Source organism: Gammaproteobacteria bacterium, from assembly GCA_016199745.1.
Classification (GTDB): domain Bacteria; phylum Pseudomonadota; class Gammaproteobacteria; order Acidiferrobacterales; family Sulfurifustaceae; genus JACQFZ01.
Genome location: JACQFZ010000068.1, coordinates 1 through 22,563, shown reverse-complemented (window position 1 = coordinate 22,563; position 22,563 = coordinate 1). Strand labels below are relative to the sequence as shown.

At 57.9% G+C, this 22,563-nt stretch carries 22 protein-coding genes; 10 read left to right on the top strand and 12 right to left on the bottom strand.

Features of this window, described 5'->3' with window-relative positions:
• Positions 1-9: 9 nt before the first annotated feature.
• A complete protein-coding gene (gene tdh, locus HY308_17370; GenBank protein MBI3900041.1) occupies positions 10-1,038 on the top strand; it encodes an L-threonine 3-dehydrogenase in 1,029 nt (342 codons plus the stop codon).
• 88 nt (positions 1,039-1,126) lie between these two features.
• Here tdh and HY308_17365 read toward each other — a convergent pair whose 3' ends face one another.
• A complete protein-coding gene (locus HY308_17365) occupies positions 1,127-2,203 on the bottom strand; it encodes a porin (protein ID MBI3900040.1) in 1,077 nt (358 codons plus the stop codon).
• A 322-nt stretch (positions 2,204-2,525) separates the two neighbouring features.
• Here HY308_17365 and HY308_17360 point away from each other — a divergent pair, with 322 nt between their 5' ends.
• Genes HY308_17360 through HY308_17345 form a run of 4 tightly spaced genes read left to right on the top strand, consistent with a single transcriptional unit; the run spans position 2,526 to position 7,253 of the window.
• Complete coding sequence (locus tag HY308_17360) at positions 2,526-3,692, top strand: iron-containing alcohol dehydrogenase (GenBank protein MBI3900039.1); 1,167 nt, start codon at positions 2,526-2,528, stop codon at positions 3,690-3,692.
• A gap of 3 nt (positions 3,693-3,695) precedes the next feature.
• Positions 3,696-5,198 carry an aldehyde dehydrogenase gene (locus tag HY308_17355; protein MBI3900038.1) on the top strand — a complete coding sequence of 501 codons (1,503 nt, stop codon included), beginning with the start codon at positions 3,696-3,698 and terminating at the stop codon, positions 5,196-5,198.
• Positions 5,199-5,215: 17 nt separating this feature from the next.
• Positions 5,216-6,328, top strand: a complete 1,113-nt coding sequence (locus HY308_17350; GenBank protein MBI3900037.1) for a mandelate racemase/muconate lactonizing enzyme family protein — start codon at positions 5,216-5,218, stop codon at positions 6,326-6,328.
• Positions 6,329-6,341: 13 nt separating this feature from the next.
• Complete coding sequence (locus HY308_17345) at positions 6,342-7,253, top strand: LysR family transcriptional regulator (protein MBI3900036.1); 912 nt, start codon at positions 6,342-6,344, stop codon at positions 7,251-7,253.
• 158 nt (positions 7,254-7,411) lie between these two features.
• Here HY308_17345 and HY308_17340 read toward each other — a convergent pair whose 3' ends face one another.
• The 6 genes from HY308_17340 to HY308_17315 all read right to left on the bottom strand — a co-directional run bounded on the left by HY308_17340 (position 7,412) and on the right by HY308_17315 (position 12,832).
• On the bottom strand, positions 7,412-8,509 hold the full coding sequence (locus tag HY308_17340) for a branched-chain amino acid ABC transporter substrate-binding protein (protein MBI3900035.1): 1,098 nt from the start codon (positions 8,507-8,509) through the stop codon (positions 7,412-7,414).
• 89 nt (positions 8,510-8,598) lie between these two features.
• Positions 8,599-9,342 (bottom strand): ABC transporter ATP-binding protein, encoded by a 744-nt coding sequence (locus HY308_17335; protein MBI3900034.1) that lies wholly within the window; start codon positions 9,340-9,342, stop codon positions 8,599-8,601.
• The gene (locus HY308_17330; protein ID MBI3900033.1) at positions 9,339-10,181 is read right to left on the bottom strand and encodes an ABC transporter ATP-binding protein; all 843 of its coding nucleotides are present in this window, start codon (positions 10,179-10,181) and stop codon (positions 9,339-9,341) included. The genes HY308_17335 and HY308_17330 overlap by 4 nt, the downstream gene beginning before the upstream one ends.
• Positions 10,178-11,467, bottom strand: a complete 1,290-nt coding sequence (gene livM / locus HY308_17325) for a high-affinity branched-chain amino acid ABC transporter permease LivM (protein ID MBI3900032.1) — start codon at positions 11,465-11,467, stop codon at positions 10,178-10,180. Before livM ends, HY308_17330 begins: the two co-directional genes overlap by 4 nt.
• Positions 11,467-12,381 (bottom strand): branched-chain amino acid ABC transporter permease LivH, encoded by a 915-nt coding sequence (locus HY308_17320; protein ID MBI3900031.1) that lies wholly within the window; start codon positions 12,379-12,381, stop codon positions 11,467-11,469. The genes livM and HY308_17320 overlap by 1 nt, the downstream gene beginning before the upstream one ends.
• 211 nt (positions 12,382-12,592) lie before the next feature.
• On the bottom strand, positions 12,593-12,832 hold the full coding sequence (locus HY308_17315) for a hypothetical protein (GenBank protein MBI3900030.1): 240 nt from the start codon (positions 12,830-12,832) through the stop codon (positions 12,593-12,595).
• A 128-nt stretch (positions 12,833-12,960) separates the two neighbouring features.
• Here HY308_17315 and HY308_17310 point away from each other — a divergent pair, with 128 nt between their 5' ends.
• Positions 12,961-13,137, top strand: coding sequence for a helix-turn-helix domain-containing protein (locus HY308_17310; protein MBI3900029.1), 177 nt, complete (start codon positions 12,961-12,963; stop codon positions 13,135-13,137).
• Positions 13,138-13,294: 157 nt separating this feature from the next.
• Here the strand turns inward: HY308_17310 and HY308_17305 are convergent, their stop codons facing one another.
• From HY308_17305 to HY308_17295, 3 genes are read right to left on the bottom strand one after another with little or no spacing between them, the layout of a single operon-like run.
• A complete protein-coding gene (locus HY308_17305) occupies positions 13,295-14,155 on the bottom strand; it encodes an enoyl-CoA hydratase/isomerase family protein (GenBank protein ID MBI3900028.1) in 861 nt (286 codons plus the stop codon).
• Positions 14,156-14,201: 46 nt separating this feature from the next.
• The gene (locus tag HY308_17300; GenBank protein ID MBI3900027.1) at positions 14,202-15,494 is read right to left on the bottom strand and encodes a beta-ketoacyl-[acyl-carrier-protein] synthase family protein; all 1,293 of its coding nucleotides are present in this window, start codon (positions 15,492-15,494) and stop codon (positions 14,202-14,204) included.
• A 14-nt stretch (positions 15,495-15,508) separates the two neighbouring features.
• The gene (locus tag HY308_17295) at positions 15,509-15,760 is read right to left on the bottom strand and encodes an acyl carrier protein (protein ID MBI3900026.1); all 252 of its coding nucleotides are present in this window, start codon (positions 15,758-15,760) and stop codon (positions 15,509-15,511) included.
• Between the two features lie 469 nt (positions 15,761-16,229).
• Between HY308_17295 and HY308_17290 the strand changes: the two genes are divergently transcribed.
• A complete protein-coding gene (locus HY308_17290; protein ID MBI3900025.1) occupies positions 16,230-16,703 on the top strand; it encodes a hypothetical protein in 474 nt (157 codons plus the stop codon).
• A 5-nt stretch (positions 16,704-16,708) separates the two neighbouring features.
• Positions 16,709-18,511 (top strand): hypothetical protein, encoded by a 1,803-nt coding sequence (locus tag HY308_17285; protein MBI3900024.1) that lies wholly within the window; start codon positions 16,709-16,711, stop codon positions 18,509-18,511.
• Between the two features lie 108 nt (positions 18,512-18,619).
• On the opposite strand, the gene HY308_17280 is transcribed toward HY308_17285, so the two are convergent.
• Positions 18,620-19,033 carry a hypothetical protein gene (locus HY308_17280; protein MBI3900023.1) on the bottom strand — a complete coding sequence of 138 codons (414 nt, stop codon included), beginning with the start codon at positions 19,031-19,033 and terminating at the stop codon, positions 18,620-18,622.
• On the opposite strand from HY308_17280, the gene HY308_17275 reads away from it, so the two are divergent.
• Both HY308_17275 and HY308_17270 read left to right on the top strand, forming a co-directional pair.
• Positions 19,017-21,032, top strand: coding sequence for a hypothetical protein (locus HY308_17275; protein ID MBI3900022.1), 2,016 nt, complete (start codon positions 19,017-19,019; stop codon positions 21,030-21,032). The genes HY308_17280 and HY308_17275 overlap by 17 nt on opposite strands.
• Before the next feature lie 175 nt (positions 21,033-21,207).
• Positions 21,208-21,426: a hypothetical protein gene (locus HY308_17270; GenBank protein ID MBI3900021.1), complete on the top strand. Its 219-nt coding sequence runs from the start codon at positions 21,208-21,210 to the stop codon at positions 21,424-21,426.
• Between the two features lie 74 nt (positions 21,427-21,500).
• On the opposite strand, the gene HY308_17265 is transcribed toward HY308_17270, so the two are convergent.
• Positions 21,501-22,409: a sterol desaturase family protein gene (locus HY308_17265; GenBank protein MBI3900020.1), complete on the bottom strand. Its 909-nt coding sequence runs from the start codon at positions 22,407-22,409 to the stop codon at positions 21,501-21,503.
• Positions 22,410-22,563: the final 154 nt, after the last annotated feature.

Sequence of the window (22,563 nt, the reverse complement as noted above, 5' to 3'; positions counted from 1 at the left end):
AGACTCCCCATGAAAGCACTCGCCAAGCTCGCACATGGCCCCGGGCTTACACTCACCCAGGTCGCCTACCCGGAAGTCGGCCACAACGACGTACTCATCAAAATCAAGAAAACGGCGATCTGCGGTACCGATATTCATATCTGGAAATGGGACGACTGGGCGCAGAAAACCATTCCCGTGCCGATGCACGTCGGCCATGAATATGTCGGTGAAATCGCCGAAGTCGGCCAGGAAGTGCGCGGCCTCAAAGTTGGCGATCGAGTATCGGGCGAAGGCCACATCACTTGCGGCTACTGCCGCAACTGTCGCGCCGGTCGCCGGCACTTGTGTCGCAACACCGTCGGGGTCGGCGTCAATCGTGCCGGCGCCTTCGCCGAATATTTAGCGATACCGGCATTCAATGCCTTCAAGTTGCCAGACGATATTCCCGACGACCTCGCGGCGATCTTCGATCCGTTCGGCAACGCCACTCACACCGCGCTTTCGTTCAATCTCGTCGGTGAAGACGTGTTGATCACCGGCGCCGGCCCGATCGGCATCATGGCCGTCGCCATCGCCCGCCACGTCGGCGCGCGTCATGTCGTTATCACCGATGTCAACGACTATCGCCTGGATCTCGCGCAGCGCATGGGCGCCACCCGCGCCGTCAACGTCACACGCGACAATCTGCCCAACGTCATGCAAGAGCTTCACATCACCGAAGGATTTGATGTCGGCCTAGAGATGTCCGGCGTACCGAGCGCGTTTACGACGATGCTGGAACACATGAATCACGGCGGCAAAGTGGCGCTGCTCGGCATTCCACCGGCGAACACCGCCATTGATTGGAATCAGGTGATCTTCAAAGGCCTCGAAATCAAAGGCATCTACGGTCGCGAGATGTTTGAGACCTGGTACAAGATGGTGGCGATGTTACAAAGCGGGCTCGATCTATCGCCGATCATCACCCACCATTTTCCGGTGGGTCAGTATCAAACGGCGTTTGCGACTATGCTTTCGGGGAACAGCGGCAAGGTTGTGTTGGATTGGAACGCGTAAACCACGACGTTATTCCATTCCCTCCCTCGCAAAAGTGCGAGGGAGGGATAAAAAAAGCAAGCTAACCGACGCTACACAAGCGTCACTCTTAGAACACTAAATACATACCGGCGGTAACGATATTCAGGTCATCAAACGTCATCGTCGGATGATTATCGACTTTAAATATCTTGTAACTGACGTAGGTCTTGATCCCTTTATCGAGGTCGTAGACGTAACCCACGCCGTTCTCTTTGCCCCTAGTTCCTTTGACTGCCGCCGCCTCACCGAGCTGGTCTTCGCCTTCGGACATATCCACGGCGATGTGATGCTTGCCGGCGTCATAACCGAGTTTCACATACTGCCAACTGGCATCGTAGCTATTGTCATCGTATTTCAACGTCGACGCGGCGACCGTCAGGCTGACACCAACGGGTGTCAAATAGGACACCGAGCCAAACGTATTTTTGGAATTACCTGCCGCGGTCTCGAGATCGACGATGGCATGACCGAGGTAGGCTTGCAGTTTATGGCCGCCAAATTCGAATTTTGCATTGGCACCGATATCGGTATATGGACTGTTGCCGCTGTTGCCCCGAGAAATCGACAGGTTCACCGGGCCAAGTGCCGGCGCGTCGTACTTGATCCGATCGGTGCGATAAACGCCGCCCAACTCCCACACGACACCATACGGCGTAACGCTGGACAACGCGCCGGTGCTGTCGCGGAATTTCAGGCTGCCGCCGAAATCGGTCGCCGACGAATAGATCGCCAACCAGCTATCGGTGAAATCGTACTCGGTGAAATAGGCCGAAGCGCTGTCGCCGTGACCCAGGCTGACCTTACCGAACGCGCCCTTCAGGTACGTATCGGCATAACGCGTCTTAGCGACGTCGGCGGTGGATCGACTGCCCTGCGACACACCGTCCGATTCGTTTTGAAACAAGCCCAAGTTATATTTCAATCCAACCGTAAGCGCCGGTGAGACTTCATGGCTAGCCGAGAGGTCGACGAAACTGTGATACGTAGTGCTATCAACAAAAAAGCTGTTGGACTGCGTGCCGTCATCCGCCCACATCATTGCTCGGTTGAGCTGCCCCGACAGCTTCGCCTCCATAGCGCCAGCCACCGGTGCCGTCGCTACGAGTGCCGCGCCAACGGCGGCCGCTACTAGCTTCTTTTGCATTACTCTTCTCCTCGCTATTGGTTAAGTTTTACGAGCTTGTTGCAAGAGCCTGTTACTTCTGTTCGGATGTTTTACCAACGCGGGGAATGTTGGGAGACGACAGGTGGTTGATCCAGCATAATTATTAGATGGCGTCATCCAATAATTTGATTCGATCGCCAATGCCTTTATTAGATCGCTCAATCTGAATATTGAGTTTGTTGCCCGGCGATAGCGCCTCTACCATCGAATACGCTTTAATGATCCTTACGACATCGTGGCGGAACGCACCATTGACTGGCACCGCGCACCGTACAAATTTCACTAACCGATATTCCGTTGGATGCACACAGATACAAGCACTGAGTTTTCGCTCGATCGCCTTCCCAACATCACTCTCGCGCCAGGCGCACTGAGTCGCGTAGGTACTGTGGCCGCGGCACTCACCAGCGCCGGCGCGCATGTGTTGCTGGTTGCCGATCCCGGACTGCGAGCCGCCGGCACTATCGCAATCGCCGAGCATTCGCTACGTCATGCCGGCCTCACCGTTTCGGTGTTCGACCAACTTCAAAGCGATCCTAAAGTGCGGACCGTCGATACCGCCGCCGACGTCATTCGCTCGACCGATGCAACCGTAGTCGTTGCGCTCGGCGGTGGTTCGGCGCTCGATGTCGGCAAAGCCGCCGCGGCGATTGCGCCGGCAAAAGAGTCGGCTGCCCACTACGCGCTTTGCGCGCATCCATTCCCAACAACGCCGCTCAAAACCATCTGCGTCCCTTCGACCTCAGGAACCGGCGCCGAAATTACGCGGACGGCCGTGTTCAGCAATGCCGACGGCCGCAAGCTCTGGTTCTGGGGCGCCGAGTTGAAGCCGACGCAAGTATTGCTCGATCCAACCATCACATTTGGACTGCCAGCGCCGCTCACCGCCGCGACCGGCATCGACGCCTTAGTGCATGCGATCGAGGCCAGTACCAACGCCAATGCCAATGCCGCCAACACCGTTTACTGCCGGGAGGCTATTCGGTTGGTTACACGGCATTTGCAAACCGCGGTGCAACAGCCGAACGATTTAACTGCACGCGCCGGTCTGCAGCTGGCGGCGACACTTGCCGGCATCGGCATCGACAACTGCGGTACGGCGATCGCACACACGATCGGACATGCGTTAGCGTCGCTCCGACCGATCCATCATGGTCGTGCCGTCGGTTTAGGATTGTTGGCAACGTTGCGCTGGAACGTTGCCGACGACGATGGTGCCTTCGCTGCCGTTGCTGACGCCATGGGCGTCGCTAGCAGTGTCGAGCTACCTGCCGCGTTTGAGCGTCTGTTGCGTGGCGTAGGCATCAAGGTAGCGCTCGCCGGCGAAGGTTACGACTTGATTACTGCCGAGATGCTGGCTGAGCGAATGACGCAGCCGGAAAATATATTTGGAATCAAATCTAATCGCCGTCCGGTGCAAGAAGGCGACCTACTGACTTTCGCCAAAACAATGTTAACTCAGGCATAAAAAATGATCGACCGTGCGAAATACACGCGTGCGTTTTGGGAACAGACGCGCGCGCAATTACGTCCTGAAGGGCGCGCCTTCATCAATGGTGCTTACGTTCCCGCGCGTAGCGGTCGTACTTTCAACAAAGCGACGCCGATCGATGGCCAGAAAATTGCCGATATCGCCGACTGCGATCGCGATGACATCGATGCCGCCGTTGCCGCCGCCCGCGCGGCCTTCAACGACGGACGCTGGCGTAAGCTCGATCCGAGTAAGCGCAAGAAAATTCTGCTCGATTTCGCCGCACGAGTTCGCGACCACGCCGAAGAGCTGGCGCTCCTGGAAACGCTCGACGTCGGCAAGGCCGCGCTCAATTCGCTCGACGTCGACGTGCGCTTGGCCGCTGATTGTCTGAGCTATTACGCTGAGTTCGCCGATAAGCTATTCGACGAAGTCGCACCGACCGGTCCAAACGATGTGGCGCTGATCAAACGCGAACCGCTCGGTGTCATCGGCGCTATCGTCCCGTGGAACTATCCGCTCATCATCACCGCCTGGAAGATCGGACCGGCGTTGGTCGCCGGTAACTCAGTGGTACTGAAACCGGCGGAGCAATCGCCGTTATCGGCGATCCGCCTCGGCAAACTGGCGAAAGACGCCGGACTTCCCGACGGCATATTGAACATTGTCCCCGGCTTCGGCGACCGCGCCGGTGAGCCGCTGGCACGGCATGCCGACGTCGACATGATCAGTTTCACCGGCTCGACCGAGGTCGGAAAATTGATGCTGCGCTATGCCGGCGAATCGAACCTAAAGCGTGTCGCTCTCGAATGCGGCGGCAAGAGTCCACATATCGTCATGGCCGACGCAGACCTCAAAGCCGCTGCTGAAGGTATCGCCTGGGGTATTTATTACAACCAAGGCGAAACCTGTCACGCCGGCACGCGTGTGATTGCCCATGCGGCGATCCGTGCCGCCCTGGTCGAGGAAATAAAACGTGTCACCGCCGGTATCACGCTCGGTCATCCGTTCGAATCGACAACATGGATCGGCGCACTAATCGACGAGAAGCACATGCAACGTGTGCTGCGCTACATCGACATCGGTCGCGAGGAAGGTGCGCACGTCGCACTGGGCGGCGCCCGCGCACTGCAGGAAACCGGCGGCTACTACGTCGAGGCGACCATTCTTGAGAATGTAAAAAATTCGATGCGCGTGGCGCAAGAAGAAATTTTTGGACCGGTGTTGTGCGTGATCGACTTCAACACCGAAGACGAAGCACTAACGATGGCAAATGACAGTCCCTATGGATTGGCGGCCGCTGTCTGGACCCGCGACATGAATGTTGCGCACCGCACCGCCAACGCCCTCCACGCTGGAACGGTCTGGATCAATACCTACGACAAAGGCTCGTTTGCCACACCGTTCGGCGGTTTCAAGCAGTCGGGATTCGGCCGCGATCGGTCACCGCACGCGATCGAAAAGTATACCGATCTCAAAACCATTTGGACCGCGTACCGCTAGTCGCCTCGGAGATTGTCGTGCCCGTCATCACGAAAATTGAAATTAGCCAACATCGCGTAAACTTCGATACGCCGTTCCATGCGAGTTGGGACTCCAAGCCGCGTCTGCATTTCGACGCGACCATTGTGCAGGTGCGCGCCGACAACGGCATGGTCGGCATCGGCTCAGGCGATCTCATGCTCGGTTTTGCTGGCCACGAGCACTTGTTCGTCGGCCAGGACGTGATGGACATCGAACACCACTATCGCGTGCTCTCGCATATCAACTTCCACTATGGCCGCTGTTGGCCGCTCGATTTGGCGTTGTGGGATTTAGCCGGAAAAATTACCGAGCAACCGTGCTACAAGTTACTGGGCGGTCTGTCGAACCGAGTACGCGCTTACGCGTCGTCGGGTACGTTGCGTGATCCGATACAGATGGCAGATGTCGCTGAGTCTTACTTAGAAAAGAGATTTCCGGCGATGAAAATACGCTTTCATCGTGGTGACTGGCGCGACGACATCAAGGCACTCGAAGCGGTTCGCCGTCGCGTCGGCAACGCGATCGAGCTGATGGTGGATTGCAATCAGGGCTGGCGCATGCCATGGGATACCGAAGCGCCTTGGTGCTACAAAGATGCGCTCGTCGTCGCGCGCGAGCTCGAACGCCTCGACGTTTACTGGATGGAAGAACCGCTGCACCGTTCGGATCGTACCGGCATGCGTCGGCTATGCGACGCCACCGGTATTCGTATCGCCGGCGGCGAAATGACGCGCGAGCTCTATGAATTTCGCGACCTCATCGCCGATGGTTGTCTCGATGTGGTGCAACCAGACGCCGCGCTCGTTGGTGGCATTACCGGGCTACGTCGGATCGCACTGATGGCGCAAGAACATCAACTGGTGTTCACACCCCATACTTGGACCAATGGCATGGGGGTAATGGCCAATGCCCACCTTACCGCCGGCGTCGCCGATGCGCCTTGGTTAGAATTTCCCTACGATCCTCCCGAATGGGGCCTCAACCGACGCGACTTCATGATGGCGTCTCCACTCAACGTGTCCGTCGACGGCTATATAGAACTGCCGTCTTCGCCTGGTATGGGCTACGAATTGAATCTAGACTTATTAAAACGCACTCGCATCGGATAAAACAAAAACCCCCATGGCAAGACGATGGCTCCCCCTCAATGCGCTGCGCGCCTTCGAGGCCGTCGGTAAACATCTTAGCGTCACCGCTGCCGCCAACAGTTTGTGCGTATCGCAAAGCGCCGTCAGCCGACATCTGTTATCGCTCGAACAAATTCTTGGCACCAAGTTGTTCGAACGCAAACATCAACGACTTGAATTGACCGAGGCCGGCAAGACGCTGTTACCCAACGTCAATAAGTCGTTCGACCGCCTCGAACAGGCGTTCAACGAAATTATGAAAGACGGTACCGCCGCGCGGCGCGCGCTGCGCCTGCAGATGCCACCGTCGTTCGCGCATCATCTTGCCATCCCGATCCTGCGCGACTTTCGCAACGCCTTTCCGGAAGTATTGCTCGACGTCACCACGGTTTATGCGGTTGGCATGCCGACCACCGACGTCGACGTCGCCATCGTATATTCCAAACCGGAGGCAAACGATTTAATTGCCGACTTGCTGTGGAACGTACGACTGACCCCGCTGTGTCATCCTAATCTGTTGCAAAACTTTACAACCGGCGATTTGGCGGAGTTCATCGCCAAGAACGAATTGATCCATGTCAAATTCGAGGATCAATCGCGCTACCGATTGTGGGAACGCTTTATGCGGCAAGCAGAGTTAAACGGAACCACGGTCGACCGCGGCTCGGTCTTCGACACCGCGATCCTCGCCGCCAAGTATGCCGTCAGCGGCGAAGGCGTGGCGTTGCTCGATCCCAAGCTATTCGAGGAAGAGTTGGCGAGCGGCGTATTAGTCCAGCCGTTCAATACGTGGTTGGACGATGGTTATGGTTACTATCTACTGACACATTCAGACGACCTGGTCGACGAGGCCATCGCCCTCTTTCGTTCCTGGATCATTCGTCGCTTTTCCATATCAGCCAAGTAGCGGCGAACCGCTTAAAAGAATTATTTTACCCCCGAGCAGTGATCAAGATAGCGACTTAGCGCATTATCCAGCGACGGCAGCAAATGGATTGTTCGCTGATGCAACCAAACCCCCTAATCACTCCCCCCTTTACAGGGGAGTGAATGGGCAAACTGCTGTTACTTCTTCGCGTAGTCGTACTTACCGTTTTTCCACTCGTACACGACGTAACCCGGCGCGGTAACGTCACCCTTGGAATCGAAACCGATCGACCCGATCACGGTGTCGAATTTTTTGCCGCTCTTCAGCACCCGCGCGACGTCGGCAGCCTTCGTGCTCTTGGCCGCTTCGACCGCCTGCGCCCACGCTTGGATCGTGCCGTAAGAATAGAGCGTGAAGCCCGCTGGCTTGTAACCTTGCTTCAAAAATTTCTCGGCCACTGGTTTGGCATTTGCATTGCGCGACAAGTCGGGGCTGAACGTCATCAGCGTTCCTTCACCGGCGGGACCGGTGATCGACCAGTACTCGTCGGTCATGAGCCCATCGCCCGACATGAGAGTGGCTTTGAGCCCTTGTTCACGCGCTTGCCGCACGATCAGGCCGGCTTCAGTGTGATAACCACCGAGATAGATGAGATCGATTTTGGCCGCCTTGAGCTTGCTCACCAGTGCCGAGTAATCCTTCTCGCCGGCGGTGATCGCCTCGTACAGCGTCTCTTGCTTGCCGAGCTTGTTCAGCGCCTTCTTGGTTTCATCGGCAAGTCCTTTGCCATAAGCGCTCTTATCGTTCAGGATTGCGACCCTCGCGTTCTTGAAATGCTTAGCGATGTACTCGCCCGCGATCGCGCCCTGCTGATCGTCGCGACCACACGCGCGAAATACGTACTTGAGACCGCGATCGGTGAACATCGGGTTGGTCGCCGACGGCGATATCTGCAAAATGCCTTCTTCGTTATAGACGTCCGACGCCGGGATCGACGCACCGGAACAGAGATGGCCGTCGACGAACACGACTCTTTTATTTGCCATTTGATTGGCCACCGCCACCGCTTGCTTGGGATCGCAAGCATCGTCGGCTTTCTCTATCACGACCTTCTGCCCAAGCACGCCGCCTTTAGCGTTCAGATCGGCCACCGCCATTTCCGCACCACGAAAGAATTGCTCGCCCAGCGGCGCCGCTGGTCCGGTCATAGCGCCGGCGACACCGATATGAATGTCCGCCTGAGCGGCGGCGGATAGCAGTAGGCCCACCATCAATGGAACCAGACGTGTTTTCATGACGAAAGCTCCTTTTTCGAGTTAACGGATTTCGAACTATTATCCCTCTCCATGCGGGAGAGGGAACTAGTCAGTGGATATCGCCGAGATCATCGCCCCACCTGCCTAGCTTCGCGCCGTCCACCTTCGAGATAAGCGGCGCGAACGTCGGGGTTGGCCATGAGCTCGGTACCGCTGCCCTGGAGCGCGACACCGCCGGCGGCCAATACGTAGCCGCGGTGCGCGAGCTTGAGCGCGTGATACGCATTTTGCTCGACCAGCAATACCGTCGTGCCTTGGGCATTGATTGCGCTGATCACGCGGAAGATCTGTTGAATCAATAACGGCGCCAATCCGAGCGACGGCTCATCGAGCAGCAACAATCGCGGACGCGCCATGAGTGCGCGCGCGATCGCCAACATCTGTTGCTCACCGCCCGACAGCGTGCCGCCGCGCTGGTCACGACGCTGCGCGAGCACCGGAAATAGCTCGAATACTCGCGCGAGATCTTCGGAAAAATGCGTTGCCGCGACCGTGGTCGCGCCGATCTGCAGATTTTCGAGCACCGTCAAACGCGGGAAGATACGCCTGCCCTCGGGCGCGAGGGCAATGCCCATACGCACGATCTCGAACGTTGGCCGATGCGTGATGTCGTCGCCGTCGAACACGATACGACCGCTCGATGCACGTGGCCGCCCGCAGAGAGTCATGAGTAGCGTCGACTTGCCGGCGCCGTTGGCGCCGATCAGCGTTACGATCTCGCCGCGACGCACGTCGATATCGACACCCTTGAGTGCGGCAATATGACCATAGTGCGCTTCGACGTTGGTCAACTGCAGCAGTATCTCGCTCATGCGCGCCGGTCCTCAGTGAGGTCGCGTGCCACATCCGGCGGCAATGCCGCCGCTTCGGCTTCGCCGAGATACGCCTTGATGACGGCGGGATCGCTGCGGATCGCGGCGGCATCGCCTTGCGCGATCTTGCGCCCGTAATCGAGCACGATGATGTGATCGGAGATCTCCATCACTACGCGCATGTCGTGCTCGATCAGCAAAATGCCAACGCGATCGCAATCGCGAATCTCGCCGAGCAGACGCGCGAGCTCGGCCGACTCGTGCGGATTCAGACCGGCGGCCGGCTCATCCAAACACAACAACCGCGGACGCGTGCACATGGCGCGGGCGATTTCGAGCCGGCGTTGATCGCCGTAGGGAAGCTTGCCGGCGTCTTCGTCGGCGCGGTCGATGAGGCCGACGCGCTCCAACCAGTGGCGCGCGAGCTCGATCGCCGCGCGCTCAGCCTCGCGATAACGGCCGACGCCGAGCAAGGCGCCGATCGTATAGATCGAGGCACTCATGAGTGCGTTGTGCTGAGCGACGATTAGATTTTCCAACAACGACATCGCCGGAAATAAGCGAACGTTCTGGAACGTGCGCGCTACCCCGGCGCGGGCGATGCGATAGTCGCGCATTTGATCGAGCCGCAACGGCGTACCGACGTTCAGCGTCAATTGTCCCGACGTTGGCCGGTAGAAGCCGGTAAGGCAATTGAACACGGTGGTTTTGCCGGCGCCGTTCGGGCCGATGATGGCGGTGATCGCGGTCGACGGCGCCGCGACCGACACATCATTGACCGCGGTCAGCCCGCCGAAACGCTTGCTGAGATGCTCGACCATGAGCAACGGCGCCGTCACGGTCGCTCCGCTGCGCGCGCCAGCCGCAGCGTCGGCGCACGCCACGCCAGCAGCCCGCGCGGACGCCATGCCATGATCAACACCATTGCCGCACCGAATAGCAGCATGCGGAATTGCGCGAACTCGCGTCCGATCTCGGGCACCAGGACCAGGAACAGCGCCGCAATCACGACGCCGATCTGGCTGCCCATGCCACCGAGCACGACGATCGCCAGGATCGTCGCCGACTCGATGAAGGTAAAACTTTCCGGACTGATAAATCCTTGGCGCGTGGCGAAAAACGCGCCGGCAAAACCGCCGAACATCGCGCCGACGGCGAACGCTGTGAGCTTGGTGTTGCGCGGGCTGATGCCGAGTGCGCGACAGGCGATCTCGTCTTCGCGCAGTGCCTCCCAGGCACGACCGACCGGCAACTTGCGAATACGCAGCGTAAAGACATTGGTCAGCAGCGCCAACGCCAGGATCAGGAAATAGAGAAACACCACGCGCTGCGATGCGGCGTACTCAATGCCGAAGAGTTGATGAAACGCTGTCACCCCTGCCGGCGGCTCCGCCGTGAACGGCGCACCGAAAAACGACGGACGCGGTACACCGGCAAGCCCACTCGGACCACCGGTCAACGTCTGCCAATTGACCAGCGCGATGTGCACCATCTCGCCGAAACCGAGCGTGACTATCGCCAAATAATCGCCGCGCAGGCGCAGCACCGGAAAGCCGAGCACTACGCCGGCGGCGGCGGCGAACAACCCGGCCAGCGGCAGGCACCACCAGAATGACAACCCGAAATGTAACGCCAGCAACGCGTAACTGTAGCTGCCGACGGCATAGAACGCGACGTAACCGAGATCGAGCAGACCGGCCAGACCGACGACGATGTTGAGACCCCAACCGAGCATCACGTAGATCAGCACGGTAGTGGCGACGTCGATGGTATAGCGACTGGCAAATGGCAAGAACGGCAGCGCAACGGCGAAACTTAAAGCCGCCCCAACAAAAAATTTGCGGTACGGCTTAAGGCGCGCTCCCATCCGCGCGAGCATGTTGATCGGTTGCGGACGTGCACCCACGCCGACGAACGTACTTATCACTAAGCGCCCGATGAACACGGCGATGACACCGATTGCGACCCACGCGAAACGCGTTTCGGTACGCAGGCCCACTACGTCGTCGACGATACGAAAGCCGACCAGCGGAAACGCCAACAAAAACGCGATCGTCGCCGCGGCCGCGGCGTCCTTCAGGCGACGCGGCCAGTTGGAATACGCGGGCGCTTGTGCGGCCGGCACTACACTTTCTCCACATCTGGTCGCCCGAGGAGACCGGTCGGACGAAAGATCAACACGAGCACGAGGATTGAGAACGCCGCCATATCTTTGTACTCGATCGAAAAGTACGCCGACCAAAACGACTCGACCAGGCCCAGTATGAGCCCGCCCAAAATTGCGCCGGGGATCGAACCGATGCCACCGAGCACGGCAGCGGTGAACGCCTTGATACCGGCAAGGAAGCCGATAAAGAAATCGACCACGCCGTAATAGAGCATCACCATCACACCGGCCACCGCGGCCAGCGCGGCACCGATCACGAACGTCAACGAGATGATGCGATTGACGTCGATGCCGACAAGCTCGGCCATCACCCGGTCTTGCTCGACACACCGCTGTTCGCGCCCAAGCGCCGTGCGCGCAATCACGAATGCGAATGCGGTCATGAGCAAGAGCGTCAGTACCCAGATAAGAATCTGCACATAACTCACCCCAACCTCGAAACCACCGCTCTCATAGACGGTAAATCCACCGCGGATCACCGGCGGCACCGGTTTGGCGTGCGCGCCTTGCATGAGCTGCACGTAATTTTGCAAAAAGATCGACATGCCGATGGCGGAGATCAGCGGCGCCAGCCGCGGTGCGCCGCGTAGCGGCCGGTAGGCGATGCGCTCCAGCGTCCAGCCATAAATGGCGGTAAACGCCATCGCCACCATCAACACAATTAATAGCGCCAACGGAACATAAGTGATGCCAACCAGCCCCAACACGGTGAGGGCGATGACAGCGATGAAGGCACCGATCATATAAATCTCGCCGTGCGCGAAGTTGATCATGCCGAGGATGCCATACACCATCGTGTAACCAATGGCGATTAAGCCGTAGATCATGCCGAGCGTGACGCCATTAATGAGCTGTTGAAGAAAATAAGCCATTAGGGTTGAGCGGCGTGATTGGGCGCTTAATCTTAATTAAGTCGACGGAAATCGTCGCGATGAGCTTTCATAACCTCAATAGTCGCGCAGCGGCGTTAGTAGACCTACTCTTGCGATTTCCTTGAAGCCGTTGAGGGAAAGGCACTGCTACCGGATAGACGCCCGCACGAGCACGACATCGTGCTATGCCAAACCGAATCAACTGCAAGCGTCAACGGCGTCCTAACTGCTGGCACAGGCGCTCGTGCTCGCGGCGACCGAGGGGATAGGTGAGCAGCAGCGGCACCGCCAATAGCAACAACACCGCCGGAAGCGGATCCATTAACCAACGGATACCGAGCAATGCAGTGGGCGTCTGCTCGGCATTGGCGACATAACCGACGGCGTACACCGGGCGCTGAACCCCTCGCTGCAGACGTTCGAAACCTGGCTCGCTCAGAACAAGACTCACATCCCACTTGCGTAGAGTCCGGTGCGCGATTTTCTATGATCGGAGAGGAAATGTTTCACCAATACCGCCGCTAACGCCAGCTCGCCAACGCCGGCACATCGTTCGCCAAGCTCGTCGCGGCCATACGTATGCCGCGTATCGCCGACGAAATCTTACGCGGGCGACAAACGCCGACATGGATCGCCCATGAGTACGGCTTCACCAACGCGGCACATCTGTCGCACGTGTTCCGCGAGGCGGCGGGGATGTCGCCGGCGGCGTTTCGACAAATTGTTTTGGGTAGTAAATCGACCGGCGCTAACTAAAACGTCCGAGACTGGTTGGGAAGAATGAACACCGACACGGTCGAAATCGCCGAAATGGAAACGAGCGATGTCCGCCATAGAGTATCGACGAGCACAAGCTGCCTGCAAAAAATCCTACTTTCGATCCTTGTTTACTAAACTCGCCGACATGCTGTCGTTATCGGCAAGAGATACCTGCGTGGTTCACCGCCGCGCGTTGCAGCTTGATCAACATTTCCATGGCACGCAGACTTTCCGCGTTCAATCCGATCGCCGCCGTGACCCAATCGTCGACGACCTTCAACATTTCGGCGTAGTCCAATGGCGCCATGCGGTGACGCGCGCGCTGCAGCATGAGGCGTGCGGAATGACACGCGGCATGAGCGGCGATGAATTTACGCACACCGCGGACGCCCTCGCCACGCGCGCAAATGTCGTCGACCAATTTCAAGCGCTCGAGATCAGCAACGGTATAAACGCACGGATCGGCGAGCATTCGCTGCGCTTGCCGAATACTGACGCGCTGTGCCAGCAAGCTCATGCCGCCGCTGCAAGGGAATAAACCGAACAGAATTTCCGGAAAGGCGAATACGCTATGTTCTTCGGCGATCAGAAAATCGGCCGCCAACCCCAGCTCGAACGCTCCGCCCAGCATACGACCTTGCACGAGCGCGATCGTAGTCGTGCCACGAACGGACATTGTTGCCCATTCGTATATCAGATCGAGCGCCAGTCGCGAGTAACGGTACAACGCATCGCGGTCGCGCCGGCGAATGCAATCGATAAAATAGTTGAGGTCGCCGCCGAGACCGAAGTAATGCGGATGTGTCGATCGAAGAACCAGGTAATGGATCGGTACGAGTTCGGTATCGCCCTGCCAACAACCGCGGTTCCGGGCAATCGTCCGCAACAAATCGCCGAATTCGCACATGATCGACCACGAAAAAGTTGGCGATGTCGCGCCAGCGACGTGTGTCAACGATACCCACAAAATATTGAACCGGCCGGTCTCGAATTCGACGACGATACGCGGCGTCATGCGTGACTCGGATGGCAACGAACCAGTCATTTCTAACGATCTCGGTTCACGACGTCGTAAACGATCCAGCAGCGCACCGCGATGGCAGATCGCGTGGCTTCGAGATGACCAGCGCCGCGTTGGTGCCGCCGAAACCACATGAGAACGACATGGCGTGATCGATCGAATGATCGATGATAGGCACGTTGGCAATGTGATTGAGCGCGCACGCCGGATCGATTTGATCCAGATTGGCGGTCGCGGGCAGGAACGATTTCGTTAGCGCCAGAATCGTGATGACGAGCTCCAACGCGCCGGCGGCGCCGATCAAATGACCGTGAACCGACTTTGTCGAGCTTACCGGCAACGTATCGGCAGCGGCACCGAAGGCTAGGCGAATCGCTCTCGCCTCGACCTCGTCACCGCCCCGCGTCGCGGTCCCATGTGCGTTCAAATAGTGAATATCCGCCGGCTGCAATCCGGCATCGGCAAGCGCCGCCTGGATCGCAGCGGTTTGGCCGTCGGCCTTCGGCGCGCCAATATGATAACCATCCGAGGCAACACCATAGCCGGATAATACGGCGTAAATGGAAGCGCCGCGGGCGATCGCCCGCTCCAACGACTCGAGCACGACGAACGCCGCGCCCTCGCCGAGCACCAATCCGGTCCGGTTCTTGGCAAAAGGTTTGCAACTACGACCAACGTTCACTGGATCCGGCATTGCCAGCGCGCGCGTACCTTCGAACATGCCGAGATTGAACGCCGTCAGCGGCGCCTCGGCACCGCCGGCAACGGCCACGTCCAAATAACCGTCGCGAATAGCGCGTAGCGCCTCGCCGATCGCCATGGTCGATGCCGCGCAGGCACTAGCGTGGGTCATCACCGGACCCAAAATCTGATGGCGTATCGAGATATGAGCGGCGCCGGCATTATGCATCAGCGCCATTGCCGTGAACGGCCGTGACATCTGCTTGTGGTCGACGAACAGTTGCTCGTACCACCCCTGCTCCGCCGTCGCCCCGCCTCTGACATTGCCATAGAAGACACCGGCGCGTTGGCCGTCGTCCGCGAAATTTTCCAACCCGGCATCGCTGATCGCCTGGCGGGCGCCGACGATGGCCATCTGTTGGCAGCGGTCCAAATACGGCAGCTCGAGTTTGCTGAATTGATCATCGAACATCGCCGGAACGATGCCGGCGGCATGCACCTTCGTTAATGCATGGACCTGACACAACCGAATCCCAGATCGTCCACCGACCAACGACGCCACTACCTCGTCGGCATTGACACCGATGGGCGATATCACACCGATACCGGTGACAACGACGTCCCGACGCCTCGACATCTCGGCAAGTTTCATTGAAACGATCCGATCTACGGTGCGATCGCTGCGCTGTTACAGACCAAGTCGCGAATCTCGCCGAGCGACGGATTCGTCGACAGCGAAAGCTCATCGAGCTTGATATCGAACAGTGTTTCCATGTCGAGCAGGATGTGCAACACATGAAGCGAGTCGACACCGACGTCCTGCAGACGCGAATCTTCGTTCAGCCCGGATGGATCGACGCCAAAACGCTCGTTGAGGATTTTCTTGAGTGCAGCCACTACTTCGATGGAATCTAGCATGGTCGAACCTCAGTCAAGCAAAACGACGCTGGCGGCATTACCGATTATTGGTAATCTGCTTATATTCGCCATCCGCTGGACACGAGGATCTCCGATCGATCGTTAACCAAAATTCTCAATATATCGACTCGACCGGTATACCCCTTTCGGTGAGCGCGACTGAACGACATGCGAAATCACGTCGCGCAAAACACTCGCGTTCCTCGCGTGAATAGCTTTATCCGATCGTGAATGCGAACAGCGCCCGAGCCGTGACGCTATGGCTCGTTACCGTCCGTGTAAGGATTTTCCTGCCCTGCGGAGAGACTTCCGTGACACTAAAGTAGGTCGCGGCGATGTTTCTGATTCGTATGCGCGCGACGCCGATGACACGCGTTACTTCACTAGAGTGGCGAGAACTTGCTTGATGCACCACGACATCTTTCTGATATATATGTCGCGTTGTACTTTTGTGTAAATGTGTAAATTTGTGCGTTTTCGAAATAATTTCCTGCTGGCGCGTCGCTTTTTGTCGTCTTCATTTTCATTTGGGTTTCTTGCTGGCCCATCGTTACCAACTGTCAGTAAGTGGATCGCGGTAGTCGGTTATGGCGCGACATCGGTGGTTGGTTTGCGAGAAATTGAGAGTAACAACCATAAAGGTATAAAGGGAGGCAACATGATCGCCATTACAAAAACTTTGTTTGCAGCGCTCCACGTCTTTTGTGCGAAATGGATCAACCTGCCGTCAGTCGCTATTCCATCGGTTCGCTCGGGTTCACCGCTTTGGCAACTCGCCGCTGTCAGTACAGCGCTGCTCTTAGGCGGCGGTCAAACTTCTGATGCAGCTAACTCAGAGTTGACCAACCCACCGTCAGTCAACCCATCAGTAACTTACGCATTCGACGTTACAGCCTCTGATTCGGGAATGGCGACATCCGATCCGTCGGGAGTTGCTTGGTGAGCATCATGAAAACTTTCGCGCCCAAATCGACGGTAATCTTATTTAGTACATCGCTGTGGCTCGCCGGATGCGGTGGCGGCAGCAGCGGCGAGTCGGGTGCGCCTACGCCCGATCCGAAGCCGGATCCGACACCGACATATACGCTCACGCTCACCAAGTCCGGCTCCGGTGGCGTCACCTCGGCGCCTGCCGGCATCGACTGCGGCAGCGATTGCAGCGAATCTTATGCCAGCGGCGCTGTTGTTACATTGACTGCCGCGCCGGCGGCCGATTCCATCTTCAGCGGTTGGGGCGGCGATTGCAGCGGATCGAATCTCACGTGCACCGTGACCCTGAGCGCCGCGCGTAACGTGAGCGCCAGTTTCACGCCGCGGCCGGAGTCCACGTTTACGCTGACAGTGACTATTGCCGGCGGCGGCACGGTCAGCAGTAATCCCGCCGGCATTACCGATTGCAGCGTGAATTGCAGCGCCAGCTTTTCCAGCGGAACGCGCGTCACGCTGACAGCAACACCTGTGCTGGTCGCCGGACACACCTTCAGCGGCTGGAGTGGTGCCGGCTGCTCGGGTGTAACGCCTTGCGTCATCGACATGACGGCCGTGCGCAACGTAATCGCAAGCTTCGCCGGACCGCCCGATAACACCTTGAGCGATTTCGAGCGTCACTTGGTCGAGCTGCCTCCCGATACCTGGTACGAAGCGCCGGCCACGCACATGATGGATGTGTGTGCACCGGCTTCCTTTGGCGTGCATGCCACTGTCGGCTGTCCTGCGATCGTCGATGCCTGGGGCGGCGGCGCATTCGATCCGGTCCATCGCAAGATGCTGATCTGGGGCGGCGGCCATGCCGACTATTACGGCAACGAGGTCTACAGTTTCGATCTTCGTACCGGCAAATGGGAACGTCTTACCGATCCAACCCTGGGCAGTTATGTGACTTGCAGCGATACCTCGCTGACCGGCTGTGTACGTAATATGGATCCACTGCTCGACGGCAACCCGAATTCGCGTCACACCTATGGCGGGTTGCAATATATGACGCACCTGAATCGTTTCTTCAGCCAAGGCGGTGCGCTTGCCCCCAGCGGTGTACGCGCTCAAGTCACTTGGCTGTTCAACGTCGAGAGCCGTACCTGGAACCATCCGGCCCCCACCGCCGCGAATCCCAGCGTCATTCCGCAGTGGTATGGCATGGCGAGCGGTTATGATCCGACAAGCGGTTTGGTGTTGATGGCGTCGGAGAACGGGCTTTCGGCTTTCGATGCCAGCGCCAACACCTGGACCGGGTTGGCGAGCTTCAACTATACGCCGTTCTGGCCGCGTTATGCCGTGAGCGGCAACAAGCACGGTGCCGTCGACACGAAGCGCCATTTGTTCTGGGTCGTGGGTGTCAACGACATCATGGTGTGGGACATCCCGCACGCCAAGATGGTAACCAACGATTGGGGCACGAGCGGCGGCGGCGCTTACACGAACTACCCGCGCACCAAAAATTACGTCGATCCAGATCCAGCGAAGAATCAGGTTTTCACATCGGGCGGTGGCGACATTTACGACGCCAATGCCCCGGGCTTCGACTACGACTCCAAGGCCGATCAGTTCGTCGCTTGGAAGGGTGGGACGCCATACGTGCTCGATCTTGCGACTAAAACCTGGACGATTAAAAGCGCTACCGGGGCGCCTGTGTCGCAGGTCACCAACGGCACGTACGGACGTTGGCGTTATCTCGAGCGTTACAACGTGTTCATCTTGGTCAACAGCGTGACCGGCAACATTTATTTCTATAAGAACACCGCCGGTGGACCATGAGCGTAGATAAAACGGAGTCAGGGAGTCTCGGTGTCAGTACGAGCTGCACGCTGATTCGGTGACTGGTGGCGTCCGGGATCCGTTACACGGATTGCTCCGGTGCCTTGCTCACGACGCAAAAGAAACACAACCGCAGGTACGCTTTTCGATTAGGGGGAGGATCATGAATTTTTTTCGTTGTTTTGTTGGCATTGCCGCTTTCTGTCCGGTGCTGTTCACGGCGGGTTGCGGGGGTGGCGGGTCGTCCGATACGCCATCCGACCCAACACCGCCCCCCGCGGAGACGTACCTGTTGACGCTAACCAAATCAGGTTCCGGGTCCGGCACCGTAAGCTCGGCGCCGGCTGGCATCGACTGCGGTACCGCGTGCAGTGCGTCATATGCAAACAACACCGCGGTTACGTTAACAGCAACGGCCGCTTCGGGCTCAGTGTTCAACGGCTGGAGCGGCGCTTGCGCCGGCTCAAGCTTGACGTGCACCGTCACCCTGAACGCCGAGCGCCGCGTGATCGCAAGCTTCAACTCCAGCACCTCCGCGGCGATCAAAGTTCAAATCGATCCGGTAACGGCCGCGAACGGCGTCACCTTCGGCCACGTCTTCGTCAAAGGCGATGTGCCCGCGACCTCGGGCCTGTCATTACGCACACCCGCGGGACAACTCATCCCGGTGCAAATCGACAACAAAGCGACCAGCAGTGGTTCGCTGCGTTACGCAGTGTTGAGCACGATGGTGCCGGCGAACACCGGCGGATCGTTCGAGCTCATCCCGTCGGCCCCGCTCGGTACCAGCACGCCACGCAACGTGAGCGAGCTATTGAACAGCGGCTTCGATGCCATCGTCACTATCAAAACCTCCGACAACCGCACGCTGACGGCATCGGCGCGCACGCTGTTTCAAAACAAAGTCAGCCGTTGGCTCGACGGCCCGATCGTCACCGAATGGGAAACCAGCGGTCCGATCGGCGACGATCCGCACCTGGCGGTGCGCTTCAACGTACGCAGTTATGCCGGTGTCGCCGGCGAGCGCGTCGATGTCGTGATCGAGAACAACTGGACCGTCATCGAGAACCCGCGCGTGTTTACCACCTCGAACGTCACATACGACGTCGACATTTCGGTGCGAGGTGCGTCGGTCTACGCCAAAACCGGATTGACGCATTATCGCCAAGCGCGTTGGCGCAAAGTGTTTAGCACGTTGACCGAAATTGCGCCACGCTACGATTCGGCGTACTTGAAGAAGACCGGTGCGGTGCCGAATTACGATCCGGCACTGCGGATCAACGAGGCGTCGCTCGCCGCCTGGAGCACGCGTTCGCAGACGCTCGAGCCGATGTCGAACGGCATGATTCAACCCTACATGCCCACGACCGGCGGTCGCCCCGATATCGGCGTTCTGCCGGCATGGACCGCGGGCTATGTGATCAGCATGGATCCGCGTACGCGCCAAGCGGTGCTCGCGATGAGTAACGCCGCGGCGAGTTTTTCGATTCATTACCGCGACAAGAACAGCGATCGACCGATATCGCTCATAACGTATCCCGACATCACAATCCTCGGCAATTCGGTCGACACCCGACATCCGTTCCCGCTCTGTAGCGGCGATTGCACCAACTCCACGCTGGTTCACGATTCAGCGCATCAGCCGTCGATGGCGTATATGCCGTATCTCATCACCGGCGATCACTTCCATCTTGAAGAGTTGCAGTTCTGGGCGAACTACAACGTAGTTCAGTACAACCCCGGTTACCGTTTGAACGAGCTCGGGATCGTCAAGAGCGACCAAGTGCGGGGCCAAGCGTGGACCCTGCGCACCCTCGGGCACGCGGCGCTGCTCAGCCCCGACAGCGATTCCTTCAAAGGGTATTTCACCCAGATACTCGAGAACAACTTCACCTGGTATCAAAACAATCTGGTCACCGGTCCCAGTAGCAATAATCTGGGCGTGGATAACTATGGCGCCGTCGTGTATCTCGGCAACAAGGGCTACGCTCCCTGGCAAGACGACTTCTTCACCTCCGCAATTAGCGAAGTCGTGGCCATGGGTTTCGACAACGGCAAGTCGTTGCTTGCGTTCAAGGCGGCGTCGCCAGTCGAGCGCATGCTCGACATGTGCTGGATCGCGGCCGCGTCCTATCAGCTCGCCGTGCGCCCTGCCTCCACGGGCGTGCTGTATCAAAACTTCGGCGAAGTCGCGCGGGGAACGTTCGATTCCACGACCTATTCGAGTTGGAAGAACAGCGTCGGCAACTTCATCGACTTGCCGTGCGGCGACCAGCAAATGGCCGATTTCTTAACCGAGCAGAGCCGCATCGCTGGCGCGTCTCACCGCTACGTAGTCGGCGAGATGATCGGCTATGCGAGCGGCGCCGAAGGTTATCCGTCCAACATGCAACCGGCGCTCGCCGCATCGGTCGATGCCAAGCTCGACCGCGCCAACGATGCGTGGAGCTTGTTCATTAACCGCACCGTCAAACCGAACGATTACGGGTCCGAGCCGCAGTTTGCCATCGTGCCGAGGTGACCATGAAAAGCCCCCGGCCAATTCTCAAGCTAGTCGTATTTAGTGCAACACTGGCGTTAATCGGATGTGGTGGCGGCGGCAACACCGATGAAACGCCGTTGCCCGATCCGACACCGACGTATACGCTACGCTTACCAAGTCCGGCTCCGGCAGCGTCACCTCGGCGCCAGCGGGCATCAACTGCGGCAGCGATTGCAGCGAGTCGTATGCCAACAATACCGCGGTGACGTTGACCGCGGCGCCGGCATCCGCCGATTTCGTTTTCGACGGCTGGGGCGGTGATTGCAGCGGTACGAATCTCACCTGCACCGTGACCATGAGCGCCGCGCACAACGCCGGGAACGAAGCTCGGCATGCTGTAACAGTTGCCATGCCAGTCGCACACCTTCCTTAAGTGGCGCGATGTCGTTCGGATCACCCAAGCAGGGGATAAATTGTCGCGCGCGCACGATGTCGAAGCGCCAAAAATTATGGTTTAGGCGGTGCTGTGTCATATGAAGATCGACGTAACGGCTCCAGCAATAACGTTACGATTTGCGTGTCGCGAGGATAAAGATCTGGATTTGCTACGCCGAGCGCTTCCGGCATCTCACCTGGCCGATACGCAAAAGTTCCAAAAAGCTGATCCCAAATCGGGACTACCGCAGCAAAGTTTTTTGCTTCCCCTGCCGCTGCGCTGTGGTGGTAACGGTGCACTTCGGTGCCCACGAGTAAATAATTCAACCAACCCACTCGAATATCCACATTGAAATGGGATATCACCCCCTGAAAACCCGTAAGGACACTCGTGGCAAAAGCTACTTCAGGTGAAAAACCCAAGAAGTAAGTAGGAACCGTAAGGATCGCGCGCACAAACACCACATTGATGGGATGTAAAACAGCATGCATCAGCACATATAACTGGGTCGGGAGATGATGGACCACATGCACTCGCCATAAAAATCGTCCCAATGGCCCCCGGGCCTCATGACACCAGCGATGTAACCAATACCAGAGCAGGTCCGTCACAAGAATGCAAAGGATCACACCCGGTACTATCGGCAATTGGGCAAAGAAACCTCCTCGTTCAATAGCATGTGCTGTTACCACTTGCGTTGCAAAAAAATTCGCTACAGCCGCTGTCGCGCCACCCAGGATCAGAAAAGGCAAATCGCGTCGGAAGAATGTGTTACGGGTCATTCGCCACTGCGGACTCAAGGCATAACGTGCTTCGACAAATACCATTAAGAGAAATGTAAATGCTAAGTAAATGCCGTAGTGACTGCCAATTTGTGCCACCGGACCGCCTAATTCATAGATCAAGTAAATCAGTGTAAGTAGAGCCAGCACGGGGTAAAAACCGTACCGTATCAAAATCGTTACTCCAGAATTACTCATCGTATACATCCTCAATCACTGCTGTCCGGACGTTGAACACGCCAAACACGGTAATTGCTTGATCTGAAATAGATAGCGCATGATTTTTTCTGGTCTCGATTTGAAACACGTGGCATCGATTTGCGACCCTGCGAGGAACTCATTCGCCGGGGGC

Coding starts and splice junctions, on each gene's coding strand:
- tdh (MBI3900041.1), top strand. CDS start 10: ATGAAAGCACTCGCCAAGCTCGCACATGGCCCCGGGCTTACACTCACC.
- HY308_17365 (MBI3900040.1), bottom strand. CDS start 2,203: ATGCAAAAGAAGCTAGTAGCGGCCGCCGTTGGCGCGGCACTCGTAGCG.
- HY308_17360 (MBI3900039.1), top strand. CDS start 2,526: ATGCACACAGATACAAGCACTGAGTTTTCGCTCGATCGCCTTCCCAAC.
- HY308_17355 (MBI3900038.1), top strand. CDS start 3,696: ATGATCGACCGTGCGAAATACACGCGTGCGTTTTGGGAACAGACGCGC.
- HY308_17345 (MBI3900036.1), top strand. CDS start 6,342: ATGGCAAGACGATGGCTCCCCCTCAATGCGCTGCGCGCCTTCGAGGCC.
- HY308_17340 (MBI3900035.1), bottom strand. CDS start 8,509: ATGAAAACACGTCTGGTTCCATTGATGGTGGGCCTACTGCTATCCGCC.
- HY308_17335 (MBI3900034.1), bottom strand. CDS start 9,342: ATGAGCGAGATACTGCTGCAGTTGACCAACGTCGAAGCGCACTATGGT.
- HY308_17320 (MBI3900031.1), bottom strand. CDS start 12,381: ATGGCTTATTTTCTTCAACAGCTCATTAATGGCGTCACGCTCGGCATG.
- HY308_17310 (MBI3900029.1), top strand. CDS start 12,961: ATGCCGCGTATCGCCGACGAAATCTTACGCGGGCGACAAACGCCGACA.
- HY308_17305 (MBI3900028.1), bottom strand. CDS start 14,155: ATGACGCCGCGTATCGTCGTCGAATTCGAGACCGGCCGGTTCAATATT.
- HY308_17300 (MBI3900027.1), bottom strand. CDS start 15,494: ATGAAACTTGCCGAGATGTCGAGGCGTCGGGACGTCGTTGTCACCGGT.
- HY308_17295 (MBI3900026.1), bottom strand. CDS start 15,760: ATGCTAGATTCCATCGAAGTAGTGGCTGCACTCAAGAAAATCCTCAAC.
- HY308_17285 (MBI3900024.1), top strand. CDS start 16,709: ATGAAAACTTTCGCGCCCAAATCGACGGTAATCTTATTTAGTACATCG.
- HY308_17265 (MBI3900020.1), bottom strand. CDS start 22,409: ATGAGTAATTCTGGAGTAACGATTTTGATACGGTACGGTTTTTACCCC.